General features: G+C 68.8%; 16 protein-coding genes. 7 read left to right on the top strand and 9 right to left on the bottom strand.

All coding sequences use genetic code 11. The features are described 5' to 3' along the window. The first annotated feature begins 567 nt into the window (after positions 1 to 567). Positions 568 to 1140 carry a GNAT family N-acetyltransferase gene (locus OG202_RS23555; RefSeq protein WP_327728916.1) on the top strand — a complete coding sequence of 191 codons (573 nt, stop codon included), beginning with the start codon at positions 568 to 570 and terminating at the stop codon, positions 1138 to 1140. A gap of 38 nt (positions 1141 to 1178) precedes the next feature. Next, a complete protein-coding gene (locus OG202_RS23550) occupies positions 1179 to 1607 on the top strand; it encodes a signal peptidase I (RefSeq protein ID WP_327728917.1) in 429 nt (142 codons plus the stop codon). A gap of 15 nt (positions 1608 to 1622) precedes the next feature. On the opposite strand, the gene OG202_RS23545 is transcribed toward OG202_RS23550, so the two are convergent. The 6 genes from OG202_RS23545 to OG202_RS23520 form a co-directional block, all read right to left on the bottom strand. Continuing rightward, positions 1623 to 3371 carry a type IV secretory system conjugative DNA transfer family protein gene (locus tag OG202_RS23545; RefSeq protein WP_328223552.1) on the bottom strand — a complete coding sequence of 583 codons (1749 nt, stop codon included), beginning with the start codon at positions 3369 to 3371 and terminating at the stop codon, positions 1623 to 1625. A gap of 114 nt (positions 3372 to 3485) precedes the next feature. Next, complete coding sequence (locus tag OG202_RS23540; RefSeq protein ID WP_328223550.1) at positions 3486 to 4922, bottom strand: ATP-binding protein; 1437 nt, start codon at positions 4920 to 4922, stop codon at positions 3486 to 3488. Between the two features lie 126 nt (positions 4923 to 5048). Then, entirely contained in the window at positions 5049 to 6590 is a 1542-nt protein-coding gene (locus OG202_RS23535; protein WP_405896065.1) for an SCO6880 family protein, read from the bottom strand. A 23-nt stretch (positions 6591 to 6613) separates the two neighbouring features. Then, a complete protein-coding gene (locus OG202_RS23530) occupies positions 6614 to 7939 on the bottom strand; it encodes a hypothetical protein (protein WP_328223547.1) in 1326 nt (441 codons plus the stop codon). Continuing rightward, complete coding sequence (locus tag OG202_RS23525; protein WP_328223545.1) at positions 7929 to 8783, bottom strand: hypothetical protein; 855 nt, start codon at positions 8781 to 8783, stop codon at positions 7929 to 7931. The genes OG202_RS23530 and OG202_RS23525 overlap by 11 nt, the downstream gene beginning before the upstream one ends. Positions 8784 to 8988: 205 nt before the next feature. Continuing rightward, complete coding sequence (locus tag OG202_RS23520) at positions 8989 to 9297, bottom strand: hypothetical protein (protein ID WP_005476966.1); 309 nt, start codon at positions 9295 to 9297, stop codon at positions 8989 to 8991. 620 nt (positions 9298 to 9917) lie between these two features. On the opposite strand from OG202_RS23520, the gene OG202_RS23515 reads away from it, so the two are divergent. The 5 genes from OG202_RS23515 to OG202_RS23495 all read left to right on the top strand — a co-directional run bounded on the left by OG202_RS23515 (position 9918) and on the right by OG202_RS23495 (position 15440). Beyond that, positions 9918 to 12536 carry a hypothetical protein gene (locus tag OG202_RS23515; protein WP_328223543.1) on the top strand — a complete coding sequence of 873 codons (2619 nt, stop codon included), beginning with the start codon at positions 9918 to 9920 and terminating at the stop codon, positions 12534 to 12536. Between the two features lie 47 nt (positions 12537 to 12583). Further along, positions 12584 to 13414 carry an immunity 49 family protein gene (locus tag OG202_RS23510; protein WP_326581223.1) on the top strand — a complete coding sequence of 277 codons (831 nt, stop codon included), beginning with the start codon at positions 12584 to 12586 and terminating at the stop codon, positions 13412 to 13414. A gap of 160 nt (positions 13415 to 13574) precedes the next feature. Continuing rightward, positions 13575 to 14222, top strand: coding sequence for a hypothetical protein (locus tag OG202_RS23505; RefSeq protein WP_328223541.1), 648 nt, complete (start codon positions 13575 to 13577; stop codon positions 14220 to 14222). A 115-nt stretch (positions 14223 to 14337) separates the two neighbouring features. After that, positions 14338 to 14949 (top strand): DUF7691 family protein, encoded by a 612-nt coding sequence (locus tag OG202_RS23500; RefSeq protein ID WP_328223539.1) that lies wholly within the window; start codon positions 14338 to 14340, stop codon positions 14947 to 14949. Positions 14950 to 14987: 38 nt separating this feature from the next. Beyond that, positions 14988 to 15440, top strand: a complete 453-nt coding sequence (locus tag OG202_RS23495) for a hypothetical protein (RefSeq protein ID WP_328223538.1) — start codon at positions 14988 to 14990, stop codon at positions 15438 to 15440. 48 nt (positions 15441 to 15488) lie between these two features. On the opposite strand, the gene OG202_RS23490 is transcribed toward OG202_RS23495, so the two are convergent. Genes OG202_RS23490 through OG202_RS23480 form a run of 3 tightly spaced genes read right to left on the bottom strand, consistent with a single transcriptional unit; the run spans position 15489 to position 16812 of the window. Then, complete coding sequence (locus OG202_RS23490; RefSeq protein ID WP_257543731.1) at positions 15489 to 15767, bottom strand: DUF397 domain-containing protein; 279 nt, start codon at positions 15765 to 15767, stop codon at positions 15489 to 15491. Further along, complete coding sequence (locus OG202_RS23485; protein WP_328223536.1) at positions 15760 to 15957, bottom strand: DUF397 domain-containing protein; 198 nt, start codon at positions 15955 to 15957, stop codon at positions 15760 to 15762. The genes OG202_RS23490 and OG202_RS23485 overlap by 8 nt, the downstream gene beginning before the upstream one ends. A gap of 9 nt (positions 15958 to 15966) precedes the next feature. Then, positions 15967 to 16812 carry a helix-turn-helix domain-containing protein gene (locus OG202_RS23480; RefSeq protein ID WP_328223534.1) on the bottom strand — a complete coding sequence of 282 codons (846 nt, stop codon included), beginning with the start codon at positions 16810 to 16812 and terminating at the stop codon, positions 15967 to 15969. Positions 16813 to 16916: the final 104 nt, after the last annotated feature.

Below are 16916 nucleotides of genomic sequence, written 5' to 3'. Positions count from 1 at the left end.
GGGCGGCTTCCGTCGGGGTTTCCACGTTCCGTGTGCCTGAGCTGCGACCGGGTTGGGTGCCCTCTATATCCCGGGGCGGCGGTGTCCTCCCGGGCGGCGTGAAGCATCCGCCCGGCGCCTGCCGCGTTCCAGCGGCCTGCCCTGCACCCCGCTGTTGCTTCCCACCGGCGGGGCTTTCTCTCACGAGACGTCATCAAGGGTTCACGGTTATTCACCCGTCCGGTCTTCCCCTTGCCTGTTGCCCTCGGGTGGAACGAGGGCACTTGGGCTTTTCCCCCGGAGCTTCACACCCCGCCGTTACCAGCGACGCATGTCCGGGTGGGGACAGGTCATCGGACACTGACCCGGGGCTACTCTGTCGCCGACGCCATCGCCGACCCCCTCTCCAAAAGAGCCCACTCAACACACGCGACCTCGTGTCGCACCTTCACCTGGAAAGTGCCTCTGGTTTCAGCGGGAACAAGGACCTCGACAATCCTCATTCTTGCTGGTCAGGGGCACTTTTTGCTGAGCTGACCACCTGCCGGACAGCCTGCTTCATGAAAGCGTGAGGCTAGCGTCGCCGGTATGGATCTGCTGAGGGGTGCCGAGGGCGCTGTGCCCGAGGGGTATGTGGTGCGGGCCGTTCGCGCTGATGAGTGGCGGGCCGTACGGGAGTTGCGGTTGGCCGCGTTGTTGGACCCGGTGGCGCATCTCGCGTTTCTGGAGACCTACGAGGATGCCCTGGCGCGGTCCGACGCGTTCTGGAAGGAGCGGACGGAGAAGGCCGCGGAGGGGGTTCGGGAGCGGCAGCAGTTCGTTGTGGAGAGCGAGGACGGTGCATGGGTCGGGACGGTGACCGTGCTCGTGGAGGAGGCCGGGACGCGGGACTTCTTCGGAGGGATCGTCGAGCGGCGGCAGGGGCATCTGGTGGGGGTGTTCCTGCGGGACGGGCATCGGGGGAAGGGCCTGGGAGAGGCGATGTTCGCGGTCGCGGTGGAGTGGGCCCGAGGAGTCGGCGTCGAGCGGGTGCGGTTGTTCGTGAACGAGGGGAACGGACGGGCCGCGGCGTTCTATCGGCGGGCAGGCTTCGTGGGCAGCGGGGTGACCGTAGAGGGGGACGAGGGGCGGGAGTTGGAGTACGTGCTGGAGCCGGCGTAGGCGCGGGCGCCGGACGGGCTGGTGTTAGCTTCGGCGGCATGGACGACAGCGTGTACGTGGGCAATGCGGGCAAGGACGCGGCCATGGACCGGGGCTGGCTGCTCGGGCAGTTCAAGGCGGACGGTGATCCTCGCCGGAGTGAGGCGGTGGAGATCAAATGGGGTGTTCATCCGCGGGGCGACACACGCGCGCAGTGGGTCCGGGGCGAGGAACGTACCGCCCTGCAGGTGCTGATCAGCGGTCGCTTCCGGGTCGACTTTCCCGGCCGTAGCGTCGTGTTGGAGCGCCAGGGCGACTATGTCGTCTGGGGGCGCGGGGTGGACCACTCCTGGGTCGCCGAGGAGGAGTCGGTGGTGCTGACCGTGCGGTGGCCGTCCGTGCCCGGGTACGCGGTGTCTCAGGAGGGTGAGCACGAGGGCGAGTATGAGGGCGAGTATGAGGGCGAGAGCGGGGCGTCGGCCGGGTGACGGTCCCCGTGGCCTTTACGGCAGCGGGAGTTCGTGGTGGGGCCAGCGGGATCTGGCCTGTTCGCGGGAGCGGAGGAGGGCCAGGGTGGGGAGGCCCTGGTCGGGGCCGCTGGTCAGGAGCTGGGGGAGCTGGGGGAGCGGGGCCACGGCTGCCACGTCGTCCAGGACCAGGGTGAGTGGTGGGTCGAGGCGGCCGGAGGATGACCGTTCGGCCATGCGCCGGCCGCGCTCGACCACGCTTGAGGCGAGGGCCGTCAGAAGCGGCATCGCGGAAGGGTTCGCCTTGGGGTCCTCGATGGGGTCGCCGACCACATAGAGCGTTCCCCCCTCGTGCACGAAGGAATCCAGGACGAGGGAGTCGGCTCGGTTCGGGGTGCAGGATTCCCGGACGTTGACCGTGGAAAGGGCCGAGAGGGCTCGGGCCGTCAACTGCTGGGCGATGTCCCGGCGTTCGGGGTGCGAGGTGAGCGCCGACTCCAGTTCGCCCGCCGCGCCGGGAGCCGCTTTCGGGTTCGTACGGAGGGTGCGTACCGCTTCCTGGACGTTGCTGCCCTGGGCCCAGCGGTGCAGGTGGCGGATGGTGCGGGTGTCTATGGCGGCGGCGTGGAGGTAGCTGCGCAGGAGGGTTTCCGCCGTGTCCGCCATCGCTTGGTCGAGCCTGGCGGTGGGGCGGATGGGGGCGAGGAGGGCGATCGCCCTGGCCAGTGCCGTCGGCTTGTCCTCGCAGCCGGCGATGGGGGACCAGTGGAGGCGGGCCGGGGTGTCGCAGCGGTGTGCGGGGTCGTAGAGGAGGACCGGGCCCAGCTTCGCGCGGGCGTCCTTCGTGTCCGACCAGAGGGTGGGGTCGGACGTGACCACCAGGGCAGGGCCCTCGGCGTCCCGTACGGCCTGGGTGGCGGCGGGGCGACGGGATTCGGCGGGGCCGAGGACGACCGAGGGGGGCGCGCTTGCCCAGCCGCCGGTGTGGAGGGCGGCCGGGGCTTCGGTTCCTCCGGGCCGGGGGTGGGCGGGCGGAGCGGCGGGTTCCGTACCGGTCGCGAGGGTCAGGGGGGTGGTGGGGTGCGGGCCGGGCGGGGCCGCGCGAGGAGCCTCGGTCGCCGGGACGAGCGGAGCAGAGGGCGGGCCGTGCCGCGGCTCGGGGACCGGCGTGGAGGGTGTGGAGGGCGCGGCAGGGAACCCGGCGGGGGGAGCGAGGCCGCCGGTGTGTCTTCCGGTGTGCGGTGGGACAGGTGGGGTGGCCGGCCCGCCGGGGGCGCCGGCCCTCGGGTCCGGGCTGTGGGCGTACCCAGCGGCGTGCGGTGTGGCGTACGGCGTGGTGTGTGGTGTGGTGTGGCCCTGGGCCTCGGTCGGGGCAGTCGTCGACGCGCCGCTGCTCTTTCCCTGGGCTCGTGCCGCCTTCTCCCGGGCTCGTACGGACCGCCAGCGGGCCAGTGTGCCCATCACGAAGACGGTCAGGACGAGGAGGATCATGAGCTGGCCGATGAAGAGGCCCCAGAAGAGGCCGTAGCCGGAGAGCTGGGCGGCGGGGGTGTCCGGCCAGGCCGCGGCGAGGTCCTGGGGGTTCGAGACCAGGCTGCGTACGGCCAGGGGCGTACGGGTGAAGGTGATGGCGTCGGGCCAGGCGCCGTGGGCGAAGAGGCCGGCCAGGCCGGTGGCGGACCAGACCAGCAGGGTCAGGCCCACCAGGAAGCCGAGGAGGGCGATCAGCAGCCCGTCGGGGACGCCGCCTCCGCCCTGCTCGGGGCGCCGGTCGCCCGGTCTCATCGCACGCCGCCGTTCACGCCGTTTCCTCCGCCGCCGTTCACGCCGTTCACGCCGTTCCCTTGCCCTGCCTGCTCGGTCCCGCTCGTTCCTGGTCCCGCTCGTTCCTGGTCTCGGTCAGGCCACCGTCGACTCGGAGGAGCCGTATCCGTCGACCTCGCTCAGTTGCTGTGCAACGAACGCGGCCGCCCGTTCCTCGGCCTCCAGTTCGGCGGCGTGGAAGGCGTCGTCCTGGTCCATCAGGTGGTCGACGGACGATTCGGTCATCGCGCGGTCGGTGAAGACCAGGGGGCGTTCGGTCTCGGTGATCAGGTGTTTGACCACCTGTACGTTGCCGTTGACGTCCCAGACGGCGATACCGGGGGTGAGGGTGGGAATGATCTCCACCGCCCAGCGCGGCAGGCCCAGTACGCGTCCCGTCGCTCTCGCCTCGTCCGCCTTCTGGGCGTAGATCGTCCGTGTCGAGGCCATCTTGAGGATGGCCGAGGCCTCCTTCGCCGCCGCGCCGTCGACCACGTCGGACAGGTGGTGGACGACCGCGACGAAGGACAGACCGAGGCGTCGGCCGAACTTCAGCAGGCGCTGGAAGAGCTGGGCGACGAAGGGGCTGTTGATGATGTGCCAGGCCTCCTCGACCAGGAAGATGCGCTTCTTCCGGTCGGGGCGGATCCAGGTGTGCTCCAGCCACACGCCGACGATCGCCATGAGGATGGGCATGGCGATGGAGTTGCGGTCGATGTGGCTCAGGTCGAAGACGATGAGCGGCGCGTCGAGGTCGATGCCGACCGTCGTCGGGCCGTCGAACATGCCGCGCAGGTCACCGTCGACCAGGCGGTCCAGGACCAGCGCCACGTCCAGGCCCCACGCCCGTACGTCGTCTATGGCGACGTTCATCGCCTCCGCGGACTCCGGCTCGGGGTGGCGGAGTTGCTCGACGATGTCGGTGAGGACCGGCTGACGTTCGACGATGGTCTCGTTGACGTAGGCGTGGGCGACCTTGAGGGCGAAGCCGGAGCGCTCGTCCAGGCCGTGGCCCATCGCGACCTCGATGATCGTCCGGAGCAGCGCGAGCTGGCCGGTCGTGGTGATCGAGGGGTCGAGGGGGTTGAGGCGGATGCCGTGGTCCAGGGCGGCCGTCGGGTCCAGGCGGATGGGAGTTATTCCCAGCTCCTCCGCGATGAGGTTCCATTCGCCGACGCCGTCCTCGCCCTGGGCGTCGAGGACGACGACCTGGCGGTCGCGGAAGCGCAGCTGCCTCAGGACGTACGTCTTCTCCAGGGCCGACTTGCCGTTGCCGGACTCGCCGAGGACGAGCCAGTGCGGGGCGGGGAGCTGCTGGCCGTAGAGCTGGAAGGGGTCGTAGATGTAGCCCTTGCCGGAGTAGACCTCGCGGCCGATGATCACGCCGGAGTCGCCGAGGCCGGGGGCGGCGGTCGGGAGGTAGACCGCCTGGGCCTGGCCCGTGGAGGTGCGTACGGGGAGGCGGGTCGTCTCGACCTTGCCGAAGAGGAAGGACGTGAAGGCGTCCGTGAGGGCGGACATCGGGTCCCGCATCAGCGACGTACCTCCTGTCCTGGCCGCGGCAGGCGAGCGGCCTCTGGCACCCGGCCGGTCTCGGGAACCGACCCTGGCGGTGACTCCTGCTGGTGTTGGTCCGGATGATCCCGCATCGCGGTGGCCCTACCTTCGGATTCCGGTGGCGAACGGGAGCGTGTTGACGAAGGCCCGGTGGTGTTCGCGGTCGCACCACTCCAGCTTCAGATACGACTTGCCGGCCGAGGCCCTTATCGTCCGCTTGTCACGTGCCAGCGCCTCCGGGGAACGGGAGGAGACGGTGATGTAGCCGACCAGGTTGACGCCGGCCGCGCCGCTCGCGAGGTCCTCGCCGCGCTGGTCGAGGCGGGAGTGGGAGGCCACGTCACGGGGGTCGACGGTCCGGTTCATCTTGGCGGCGCGGGATGCCTCCGCCTCGTCGTTCGTCTTCTCCGTCAGCATGCGCTCGATGGCGACCTCGGTGGGTTCGAGGTCCATCGTGACGGCGACGGTGCGGATGACGTCCGGGGTGTGGACCAGGAGCGGCGCCAGGAAGTTGACGCCGACCGGGGTCATCGGCCACTCCTTCACCCAGGCCGTGGCGTGGCACCAGGGGGCGCGGGTGGAGGACTCGCGGGTCTTGGCCTGGAGGTAGTCCGGCTCCATCGCGTCCAGCTCGGCCGGCCAGGCGTTGCGCTTGGTCATGGCCTGGATGTGGTCGATGGGGTGGTCCGGGTCGTACATGGAGTGGATGAGGGAGGAGAGGCGGCCCTGGCCCAGCGGCTGCCGTACGCGGATGTCGGCCTCCTGGAGGCGCGAGCAGATGTCCGTCAGCTCGCGGGCCATGACGACGGCGAGGCCCGCGTCCTTGTCGAGCTTGCGGCCCTGGTGGGGGCGGGCCGCGCGGGCCATGGCGTGGCCCTCGGCGGCCAGTTCGCGGGTGTAGTGCATGCAGGCGACGAGGTACGCGCGGTGCTGCTCGCTGCTCGTGGAGACCATGGACTGCAGCTGGTCGTACGACTGCTGCAGCCAGCCCGGGGCGCGCTCGTCGCCGCGCTGGGCGACGTCCTTGGCGTGGGCGTCGGGGTCGGCCGGGAGGGTGCGGGCGAGAATCTGCAGGCGGGTGACGAAGCCGTCGCCGTTGGCCACGTGCTTGAGGAGGGTGCCGAAGCGGTCGACGAGGGCTTCCTGGTCCTCGGAGTCGCGCAGGCCGACGCCCGGGCCCTCGATCTCGATGGCCGCGGTGACGGTCCGGCGGTCGGCGTGCAGGAGGACGGCGATCTCGTCGGGGCCGAAGGGCGCGGCCAGCCAGGTGATGCGGCCGATACCCGGCGGGGGCCCGACCTCGACCTCACGGCCGTCGAGGCGCGTTCCGGCCTCCATGTTGGCGGAGCGGTACGTCGTGCCGCGGCGCAGGCTGCGCTTGTAACTGCGGTTGATCTCGAACCACTTGTAGAACGTCCGCCGCTTGTACGGCACGTACACGGCGGCCAGCGCCAGCATCGGGAAGCCCGTCAGCAGGGCGATGCGCGGGACGAGCACCGGGACGAGGAGGCCGCACATCATGCCGAGGAACGCGCCCGCGATGATCAGCGCGATCTCGCCGGACTCGCGGTTCCGGCCGATGATCGCGTTCGGCCGGGCGCGGCCGATCAGATAGGTACGGCGGGGCGTGACCGGATGGGACAAATGGGCCGCGTGGGAATCAGCCGTCAACGCCCTTCACCTCCCGTGCGATTGCTGTTGCGGGTGTTGCCGGCGTGGGGGGTGTTGACCGGGCTCGTCCGGGGCGGGGGTGCGGCGGAGGGGACAGTTCCGCCGCCTCCGTTCGCGGGGCGCGAGCTGTGGGCGGCCACGCCGCCGGATACGGGGTTGGCGGGGCGGGGGGCGCTGCTTCCGCCGCCGCCGCCGTTGTTGTCGGCCCGGGAGCTGTGGGTCTTGATGCCCTGGGCGACGAGGCTGGCCGGAGAGCTGATCACGGCCGCGGCCTTGCCCTCGGCGCCGCGCATGATGCGGTTGTTGCGGGAGTTGGCGATCTCGTCGCCGAAGCCGGGGACGAAGCGGTAGATCATGCCTGAGGCGAAGATGGCGAGGAGGATGATGGCGAGGCCGGAGACGATCGCGGCGAGGGAGTCGGGGCCCTCCTCCGTGGTCAGGGCGCCTGCGAGGCCGAGCACGATGACGATGACGGGCTTGACGAGGATGATCGCGATCATGATGCCCGCCCAGCGGCGGACATGACCCCACAGGTCCTTGTCGACGAGGCCCGCGTAGACCACCACGCCGAGCAGGGCGCCGACGTAGAGCAGGACGGCCCTCAGGAACAGCTCCATGTACAGCACGCCCGCGGCGACGATGGAGATCAGCGACACCAGGATGAGCATGATCGGGCCGCCGCCGATGTCGTTGCCCTGCTTCAGGGCCTCGGAGAACGTGCCGAAGAACGTGTCCGTCTGGTTGCCGGTCGTCTGGGCGATGATGTCGCTGACGCCGTCGGTGGCCGAGACGACGGTGTAGAGGATCAGCGGGGTGAAGGCTGACGCCAGCACGGTCAGCCAGAGGAAGCCGATGGCCTCCGACATCGCGGTCATGAGCGGCACGCCCCGGACGGCTCGCTTGGTGACCGCGAGCAGCCACAGCACGAGCGTGAGGATCGCCGAGGCCGCGAAGACGACGGCGTACTGCTTCAGGAACGTGAGGTTCGTGAAGTCGACGTCCGCGGTCTCGTTGACGGCTTCGGAGAGCTTGTCGACGGTCCAGGAGGCGGCGTCGGCGCAGCCTTGGGCGAGGGAGGAGAGGGGGTCGAGGGTGGTGGTTACGTCGTTGGGGAGGGTGCTGGTGTCGCCTTTTTCGCCGGCGCCTCGTTCGCAGTAGTCCTTGGCGGGGCCGACGATGAGATCGCAGCGGTCGTCGGAGGCCGAGGGAGAGGGCGAAGGGGTGGGCGCCGCAGTTGCCTTGGTGGCCAGCAGAACAGCCGTGGTCTGAACACCTGTGAGGACTGCGGTGACCTTGAGTACGTGGTGTGACCTACCGGGCATAAGTGAACCCTCCGTACTCCTCGACGGCCTTCGAGATCTCGTCAGCAGTCGAGACCTTGTTGTCACCGTTGACCGGCGCGGGGCCTTCCTTCTGGGCGAAGCTCTCGACCTTCCAGTCATCGTCGGTCCAGCGCAGCTTCAGGGTCATGGTGAACCAGTCGCTGGTGACCGGGCTGGTGGTGTCCTCAGATGCTGTGCCGAAGACACCGGTGCACCAGACCTCGACGGTCGCGGTGCTGTCCGAGTAGCTCGTGGCCTTGGTGCCGACCGGCATGGTCCGTGAGACGTAGGTGCTGCCGGACGGGGCATTGCCGTTCTCGTCCAAGCCGACGTCGGCCAGGAAGTTCGCGTTGTAAGCCTTGTTGAGGCTGTTCTCCAAATCGGCGACCTTCTCGGCCACGAAGACCTGCTGCACGATCTCACTTCGCCGGACGGGTTTGAGGATGTCGGCCGAGACCAGCACCACGGAGTAGTTGGCGGCCGCCGATTCGGCGCCCTGTTCATCGTGGGCGAAGCCGGAGGGGATGCCGCCGGTCTTCGTGGTGATCGGCCGCTCTCCCGAAGCCGCCGTAGGCGCCGTCTCCGTCTTGGCGTCGCCGGAACCCGTGTCGGTGTCGCCGCCTCCCCGGTTCGCGAAGGCGATCGCGGCGATGAGGAGGACGACCACGCCGACGATGGTGACGAGGCTTCTGGAGGAGGAGCGGGGGCGGCGGGGTGCCCCGCCGTAGGGGGCGTCGCCTTCGGGGAGGCGGGTCCGGGTCTGGCCGGTGCCCGCGTACCCCCCGTACGCCCCGTCGTCACCGGTGCGCGAGGACTCGTACCCGTGCTCGTCGCCGAGACTCATGCCGCAGTCGCCCCTTCAACTTCGACGTCGTACCGAAAGGCGTAGCAGTACGACGGTAGCCGCGCTGGTTCCCGCGCGGGCGCGGTGTGGAGACTCGACATCAGGGAAACGCAACCTCAGCCGGTGGGCACGACGGACGGGTGGGGTGGGAGGGGGAACCGGGCGAAGCTGGCGTGCCCGGCCGGGACGAGGGCCGGCCGCGGCGCTACACGGCCATGCCGTACACGATGGTGAAGAGCGTGCCCAGTGAGCCGATGATGAAGACGCCGGTGAGGCCGGCGATGATGAGGCCCTTGCCCTGTTCGGCACTGAAGGTGTCACGGAGGGCGGTCGCGCCGATGCGCTGTTTGGCCGCACCCCAGATCGCGATGCCGAGGCAGAGGAGGATGGCGATCGCCATCACGACCTCGATCATCACGCGTGCTTCGTTGCCCAGGCTGCCGAAAGGCCCCCAGTCGGGGGCGATTCCGCCGATGATGGTGGTGATGTCGCCCTTGTCGGCCGCAACGAACATGTAAGTCACCGCCCCTAGTGGGTAGTTCTGTTGTCTTCGGTGCTGTGCGGCGCGTGCGCCTCGGCGTTCGCACCGCACACCTCCGCGCGGGTGCGCAGAGGTCGGGCCCATTCTCGCCGACAATGACGCTGTCGTATGTCGACTTGGCGTCATTGATTGGCGGTTTTCGTACGGATCCCTTGCCGCCGACCCGCGTGGGCCCCTAACGGGGGGTGCGGAACGGTAAACGAAGGGTCGTATCGTCACTCTGTGTATCACGGCGGGTCACGCCGGGCAACGAGGGTGAACCGGAACCTGTGGTGTGGTTCCGTCGTTATTCCCCTTTCGTGGCCTCAGGGGGCTGGCCCGTTCCCGCTTCTGACGGGGTGTCGGCCCTGTTCGCCCCTGTTCTGTCGATCCGGTGTTCTCCGGAGTTCGAGTGTGCCTGATGTGGACGTAAGGGTCGTGTGTGGGGGCCGGTTCGCCCTGAGGGTCGAGCTTTGGCCAGAAGTGCATGGGATCGCGATCGCAATTTTGGTACAAATGATCGACTGGGTGTCCCCGTTTGTCCCTGCGTCAGGTGCGCAGGCTGGGCGCCGAGTTGAGGGAACGTATCTGCGAGGGCGTCCACGGGGGTAGGCGTGAGCGAGGACAGGCCCGTTGTCTCAGCCGAGATACCGGAGTTCACGGGGAATCTGGAGCAGTTGGAGACGGACGCCGGGGACATCGCGTTCGACGGGATGGCGATCGGTGCCGCGGGTCTGCTGATCGACGCCAACTTCAATCTGCTGGAACCTTTCTACAAGGCCCCCGAGGCCGACCAGCTCTTCGCGACGACCGCGCCGGTCGCCGCGGCCGGCCACGACCTGCACACCGAGCTGGGCACGGTCTCCAAGGCGCTGCTCGACTACGCGGCCGAGGTCCGGCCCCTGGTCGACCGGCTCAACTCGCTCCGCGAGGAGGCGGCGGCCTTCGAACGGCGCGTCGCGGACGACGACGACTGGGTCGCGGACGGCGACCTCATCGACGAGAACACGGCCCGCCGCAACGCGGTGAACGCGGCCTGGACCGCGTTCCAGGCCGCCGAGCGGGCCTGCTACAACAAGATCGTCGCGCTGGTCGGCGGAGAGCCGCTCGGCGTCGGCGACGGGTCGGACAAGGAGAACACGTACGGCTACCGGGCCGAGGACCTGAACAACGCCGGCGGTCTGCCGTGGGGGGACGTCGTCGAGGAGTCCAACCCCTGGTACTACTTCCATGAGCACGCCTGGGACTTCACGGTCGGCTTCGTCGTGGACGGTGTGTGGGGCACGATCAAGGGCCTCGGCACGCTGGTCGGCTTCAACGGCTGGGACGCGGCGGGCCAGGCCTGGGTGGGCCTTGGCAAGCTCGCGACCGGCATCCTGATCACGGGAACGCCGCTCGGTGCCGCGTACTGGCTTACCCCGGCCGACAAACTCCCCTCCTGGCTGCGCGACTCCCGTACGGCGGTCGTGGAGACCGGGAAGGCGCTGATCGCGTACGACGAGTGGGGCAAGAACCCGTCGCGGGCGGCGGGAGCGGTGACGTTCAACGTCCTGACGACCGTTTTCACGGGTGGGGCGGGAGGAGCGGTCGCGGCGACCGGTAAGGCCGGTGCGATCGCGAAGGCCATCTCCTTCGCGGGCAAGGCGGGGCGGATCGTCGACCCGATGACGTACATCGCGAAGGGCATCGGCGGGACGGCCGTCAAGATCAGCGATGTCATGGCCGGGCTGCGGGGGATCACGAACGGCACGCACATCAGGCTGGGCGAAGGCACGTATCAGATAGCCGATCCCCCGAACATCGCCGACGACCTCCCGGCCGGGCTCACGCCCGAGAACTCGGTCCGCATGAAGACCCCCGAAGGCGAGGTCGTCTACCTCGACACCAAGACGCTGGTGATGCACAACGCCGACGGGACGGTACGGGAGTCGCTGGACAGCATTCGGCACGAGGCGAGCGCGGAACAGCGGGCGGGGGAGGCCGGGGGACGGCAGCAGACGCCGGGATCTCTCGGCGAGCGCGAGCTGGTGGGGGCCGGGGCCGGGACACGGGTGGGCGACTCCGTGGCTGTGGGTGGGCGTGGGGGTGATTCGGCGGCTGTCGGTGGGCGCGGGGGAGACAACCTTGTCGGCGGCGGTAGCCGTAGCGGCGAAAACACGCCATCGGGGCGCGATGGGGGGTCTGGCGGGAGCGGGGGCCTGGACGATCTCGGGCGAGCCGGTGAAGACGGGCTCGGTGACGCGGGGCGTGCCGGGGATGAGGCTGTTGGGGCCGGGCACACGGCGGACAACGGGGCCGGGGCCGCTGACGAGGGGCAGCAACCGCCGAAGCGGACCCCGGAAGAGGCGAAGAAGATCGTCGAGGAGCAGATCCGGAAGGCGAACGACCCCAACAAGACCTGGTTCGACAAGTACTACCGCTCGGACGGCCACCGTTGGAGCACCAAGGCGACCGACGAGAACGGCGACCCGCTGCCCATCCTGGCCAAGGACGAGCACGGCAACTGGATCGCGAAGGACTCCCTTCCGGCCAAACCGGGCGAGCGGAGCTGGGCGGACGACGGGACATACGACTGGGGGTCTGCCCCGGCCCATGAGATCGACCACCTTGAGGACGCGGCGAGGAACCGTCAGCTGTCCAAGGACCTCACGGCCGCCGAGAAGGCGTACGAGGCGCATCCCACGAAGGCGAACGCAAAGGCTCTCGCCGACGCGCAGGAGGCGTTCCGGAGTGCGATGCCGGACCGGCCCAACAACAGCTCGATAGCCGAGGCACTGGGCGAAGAAGCGGCCGCGCGGCACGTCATCCCGACCAAGTATCCGGACGCCCAGTGGATCGACCTGCCCAAGACCTCCAACGGCGCCAACATGTTCGACCAGCTCTACCGGCTCGACGACGGAAGTCTGCTCATCGTGGAGGCGAAAGCACCGCAGAGCGGGCTGATGTGGCGAAAGGGCGCCGGCGCCGCGAAGGGCTGGATGGTCAAACAGGGAACGCAGGACTACGTCCTGACCATCATCAGCGAGATGCAGAAGAACTCGGAGCTGGTGGCGCGGGACAGCGCCGGCAACCCGGTCCGGAACAGTGCTGGGGAGACAGTGACCAACGGCGACATCGCGGATGACGTCCTGCGAGCGCTTGTGGGCCGCAAGCTCAAGTACGTCATGGTGAAGGCCAACGAGAGCACCGGCTCGTACGCTGGTGCGAAGCTTGAGCACTTCGACCTTTACTGATGGGGAGAGAACCAGTGGTCACGAGCATTCCTCGCCACGACCACTCCATGGCCGACAAGGCTGCGGGCATCCGGTCGCTCGACAAGACCGCCACCTGGCTGCTGGAGGTCATCGAGGAATCCGACATCGCCCGGGCCCAGGTGATGGAGTCGACGCTGATCCTCGCCGAGACGCGGTGTGCCGCGGATGCCGAGGGGGCGATGTTCGAGACCTGGGAGGCCTGGGTCACGGCTATGCAGCTGGGATCCGCGCTGTTCGCCGCCGCTGTCGCGGACGAGGGCACCACGGTGACGTGTCGAATCAAGGAGAAGGACTGGCGCATCCCCGCCACCGGCCCCCAGTCCCATCTGAACGCGGGGACCTGGGTCAACTCGTACTACCTGGCGCTGATCTGCCGTGACAAGGAGCGCCTGACGCAGTTGGCCCGAGTGCCGGTGTCACTGCTGCGTGCCTCGGGTGCGGTCTTCGACGAGTACATCTACTCGTGGGTGGAAACCCTGCAGCGTCATTGGCTCCGCGAGGGAGACGTCTCCTCGAAGCTGGTCGAGGCCGTCGACGGAACCGGCCCGGATGCCGCCCGGTACGCCGACCAGGAGGTGATGACACATCTCCTGTCCCCGCCCATCATCCTCTTCTATCGCATGCTGCGTGGGGATCACGACCAGTTCAACGAGGCACTGGTGGACGCCCTGCGGCACCACAAGTTGTACTGGAGCGCCGACGACGAACGAGCCGTCAACAGCGACGGCCTCGTCGCCCTGGGCCCCCTGGCCATCGCTTGTTTCGCCCGCGAGCGTGGCATCCCCATCGAGGTCGAGTCCGAGTATCTGCCGAAGGCGCTGCTGGAATTCGCCTGGGAGGGCGAGATCGACATGTGAGCCGACCGTTGGCGACTTCACCGAGAACACGCGAGCCAGCGTGCTGCCGGTGGGTACGGCCGGTCATGGATCACGAGCTGGCCCGATCACGTGCGCATAGGGGCGCCGTCGTCCCGCCACCCCTCAGGGAGCAGTACTACTGACGGATACGCTGCCTGGCATGATCACCCGCATTCGTCGTCTGCCAGCGCCGCGCGCGGCTTCGTTGCTTCTCCTGTTCACCCTTGTCGGCTGCGGTGCCGACGACGGGGCGGGTCCCTCTGCCGACAAGCCTGCGCCGCGTGTCTCCGCCTCCGGTTCCCCCGAGTCCTCGCCGTCCCCCACGTCCAGCGTGAACGAGGACGGTACGGCGAAGGCGGGGACCAAGGCGAAGCTCGGAGAGCCGACCCTGCTCAGCTACGAAGGGGCGACGAAGGCGGGCATTCTCGAGGTCACCGTCACCGGCATCGAGAAGGGCAGCAAGGAGGATGTGGCCCCGCTGGGGCTGAAGGGCGACGCCAAGAAGATGACGCCGTACTACGTGCGGGCGACCATCAAGAACGCGGGCGAGAACGATCCCTCCCACGCGGCTGTCGACCCGCCGGGCGGGCTGCTCGACGACGGGACCGCCGCCCGGCAACTCCTGCTCATCGGGACCTTCGCCCCCTGCGACTCCTACCCGAAGACCAAGAGCTTCCCGCCCGGCGCCTCGTACGAGACGTGCGCACCGGTTTTCGCCGACCCGGGCACCGAGGTCACGGGCGCGGTGTGGACGGGGCAGGGCTACCCCGACTTCCCGCCCTCCTCAGGAGTGACATGGACACCGTGAGGCGGCGGACGCCGGACGCCGACGTACGGCCAATACCGCAGGCCGATCCAACGGGCCAGTTCGCGCCCTGAGTTCCGCCTGGGGCGCTGTCAGTGGACGTGGCTACGTTGGGGGTATGAGTTCTTCTCTGAGCGTGTATCTGCTGGATGTGGCTGCTACCCGGGCGTTGGTCGGGTCCGCGGACGAACAGTTGCTGGAGGCTGTGCGCGGCGGGTTCGGGGACGATCTTGCGCGTGACGACGAGTGGTTCGCGTCCGAGATCGAGGACGGGGCGCCGACGGCGTACGAGGCGTTGCGGGCGGTCGTGCACGGGGGGCCGTTCGATGAGGACAAGGAGCATGCCTTTCAGTACGGGTACGCGTACAAGCGGCTGTGTTCCCTCACGGGGGCGTTCCTGGACAACAGTTGTTTCACCCCGCACCGCGGCGACTGGCTGTCGGTGGTCGACGAGGGGTTGAGCGCACTGGGGATCACCGCGGTGTCCGTGGAGGAGTTCGGGTACGGAGGTCTGCCGGCTCCGCTGCCGTCGACGTACATGCCGGGCTGCGGTGAGTGGGGGCACGAGCAGTGTCTGCGGGCGTTGGAGCAGTTCGAAGCGACGAAGGCGAAGGGCGAGGCGCCGCCGCCGCTGGAGCCGGAGGTCGTGGAGGCCGTCATGCAGGTCCTGCAGTGGCTGCGGCACGCGGAGTCGCGACCCGGGTTCGGGGTGATCGGGTTCAAGTCCTGAGGGCAGCGGCTCTCCCCACACTCTCGTAGCCTCCCGGCATGGGTGACTACCACGAGCTTCAGCTCAATCTCGATCTTCCTGCGTCCCTTCCGGCCGAAGATCTCACCTTGCTGCGCCGGCACTTGGGTGAGGGAGGCAACGACAGGGACGGAGACGACGGCGACGGTGAGGGCCAAGGCGCGTACGAATTCCCGTTGTTGGCCGAGCGAGGGGCGGCCTGGCGGATCGGCGGGGTCCTGGTGGGGGAGCTGGTCGGGCGGGAGTCTGGGTGGGCTCTGACGGTGCGGCAGGAGGTGCATCCTGACCAGTTCGACGACCTGCGGCGGCTGGTGGGCTGGCTCGGGGCGCGTACCAGCACGGTAGGGGTGGTGGGGCATGTCCGTTTCTACGAGGAGTGGTTGCCGGATCTGCTGATCGTGGAGGCCGGTGTCGTGAGCCGTATGACGCCGAGTGCCGGGCCTCGGATCGACGGGATCTTCGAGCCGGTCTAGCCTGCCCGGTCTTCGGAGGGGTCGGGCGGCCGGTCGGTGTTGCTCTGCTCAGGCCTCCGGCTGCCGCACCGTCGGTTCGAAGCCCTCGACCCCCTCCACGAAGTGGTCGAACTCGCCCGCCTGTACGCCCAGTACGAACGCGTCCCACTTGCGGCGGTTTGTGGTCACGACGTTGTCCGGGTCGCTCGTCTCGCGGATGTAGACGGGGGCTTCCGGGTCGTCCTCGCCGTTCCCCTCGCCGAAGGCGAGTTCGATCCAGGGGCCGGGGCCGGTGGCGTCGTCGGGGGCGGCGCGGATCCAGTCGAGGTCCGGGGGGATGTCAGACACGGGCGGGTTCCTTGTCGAGTTTGAGTGCGTGGAGGAGGGCTCGGAAGGAGGCGGGGGTGGTGGTGAGGGTGGCTTGGGTGGGGTCGGCGGATTCGGTGAGGTGGATGGTGGGGGAGTTGGTGGCTATGTGTATGCAGGAGTCGCCTGCCCCGCAGTAGGACGATTTCTGCCAGGAGATGTGCTGGGGCATGTCGTTCCTTCACAGGTCGCGGATCAGGTTGTGGATGAAGTCGCGGGACTTCTCGGGCTTCAGGGCCAGGCCGTCCAGGCGGTCGAGCAGGACCCGGTACATGTACAGCTGCGCTTCGGCGTCGAGGAAGGTCGGCCCGTGGGACTGGTCGAGGTGGACGGTGTCGAGCGGGGGTACTGGCCCCCCGGAGTAGAAGATCGACTGTCCTGAGCCGGGGAACGAGCCGGCCTCGAACGTGAGTACTTTCAAGGTGATGTGCTCACGTTCGCTCATGGCCAACAGGTGCTGAAGCTGTTTCCTGGCCACGGTCGGTCCGCCGAACTGCATGCGCAGAGCAGCTTCGTGGATGATCGCCGCGTACGGGGTCGGGCGGTCCCTGTAGAGCACCTCCTGGCGCTTGATGCGGAACGACGCGCGGTGCTCGATGTCGGGTGGGGACAGCTCGGGTACGACCTGGCGGAACAGTTCGCGGGCGTGGTCGATGATCTGTAGCAGTCCGGGGATGTGCACGGTCACGGCTGCACGCAGGCGTACGGCGTGGTGCTCCAACTCCGCGAGATCGAGCAGGGCGGCGGGCAGACGGTCACGGTATTCCTCCCACCAGCCGCGGGTGCGGTCGGAGGTCATGTCCGCGAGCGCCTCGATCAGGTCTCTGTCCGGGCACTTGTAGTGGCAACCGAGCGTACGCACGCGCTCGGGGCTCACCCCCGCGCGCCCGGCCTCCACGTTGCTGATCTGGTTCTGCTGAACGCCGAGCAGGCGGCTGGCCTGTGTGGACGACAGCCCGGCGCGCTCCCGGAGCTTGCGCAGCTCGGTGCCCAGCCGGAGTTGCCGTCCCGTCGGGTTGCTCCTCACGGGCTTGCCCGCTCCTTTCGCACGCAGGTCACCCACACGAGTGGCAGATCAGTGCTTTTCTAGATTCCGTGTAAGACCTTTTATGAACATCGCTATCGTAGGTC

Origin of the sequence: Streptomyces sp. NBC_00310 (genome assembly GCF_036208085.1) — a bacterium.
In the GTDB taxonomy this organism is placed as follows: domain Bacteria; phylum Actinomycetota; class Actinomycetes; order Streptomycetales; family Streptomycetaceae; genus Streptomyces.
Note: the sequence above shows the minus strand (reverse complement) of the source record. Positions and strands in the feature narration are given on the sequence as shown.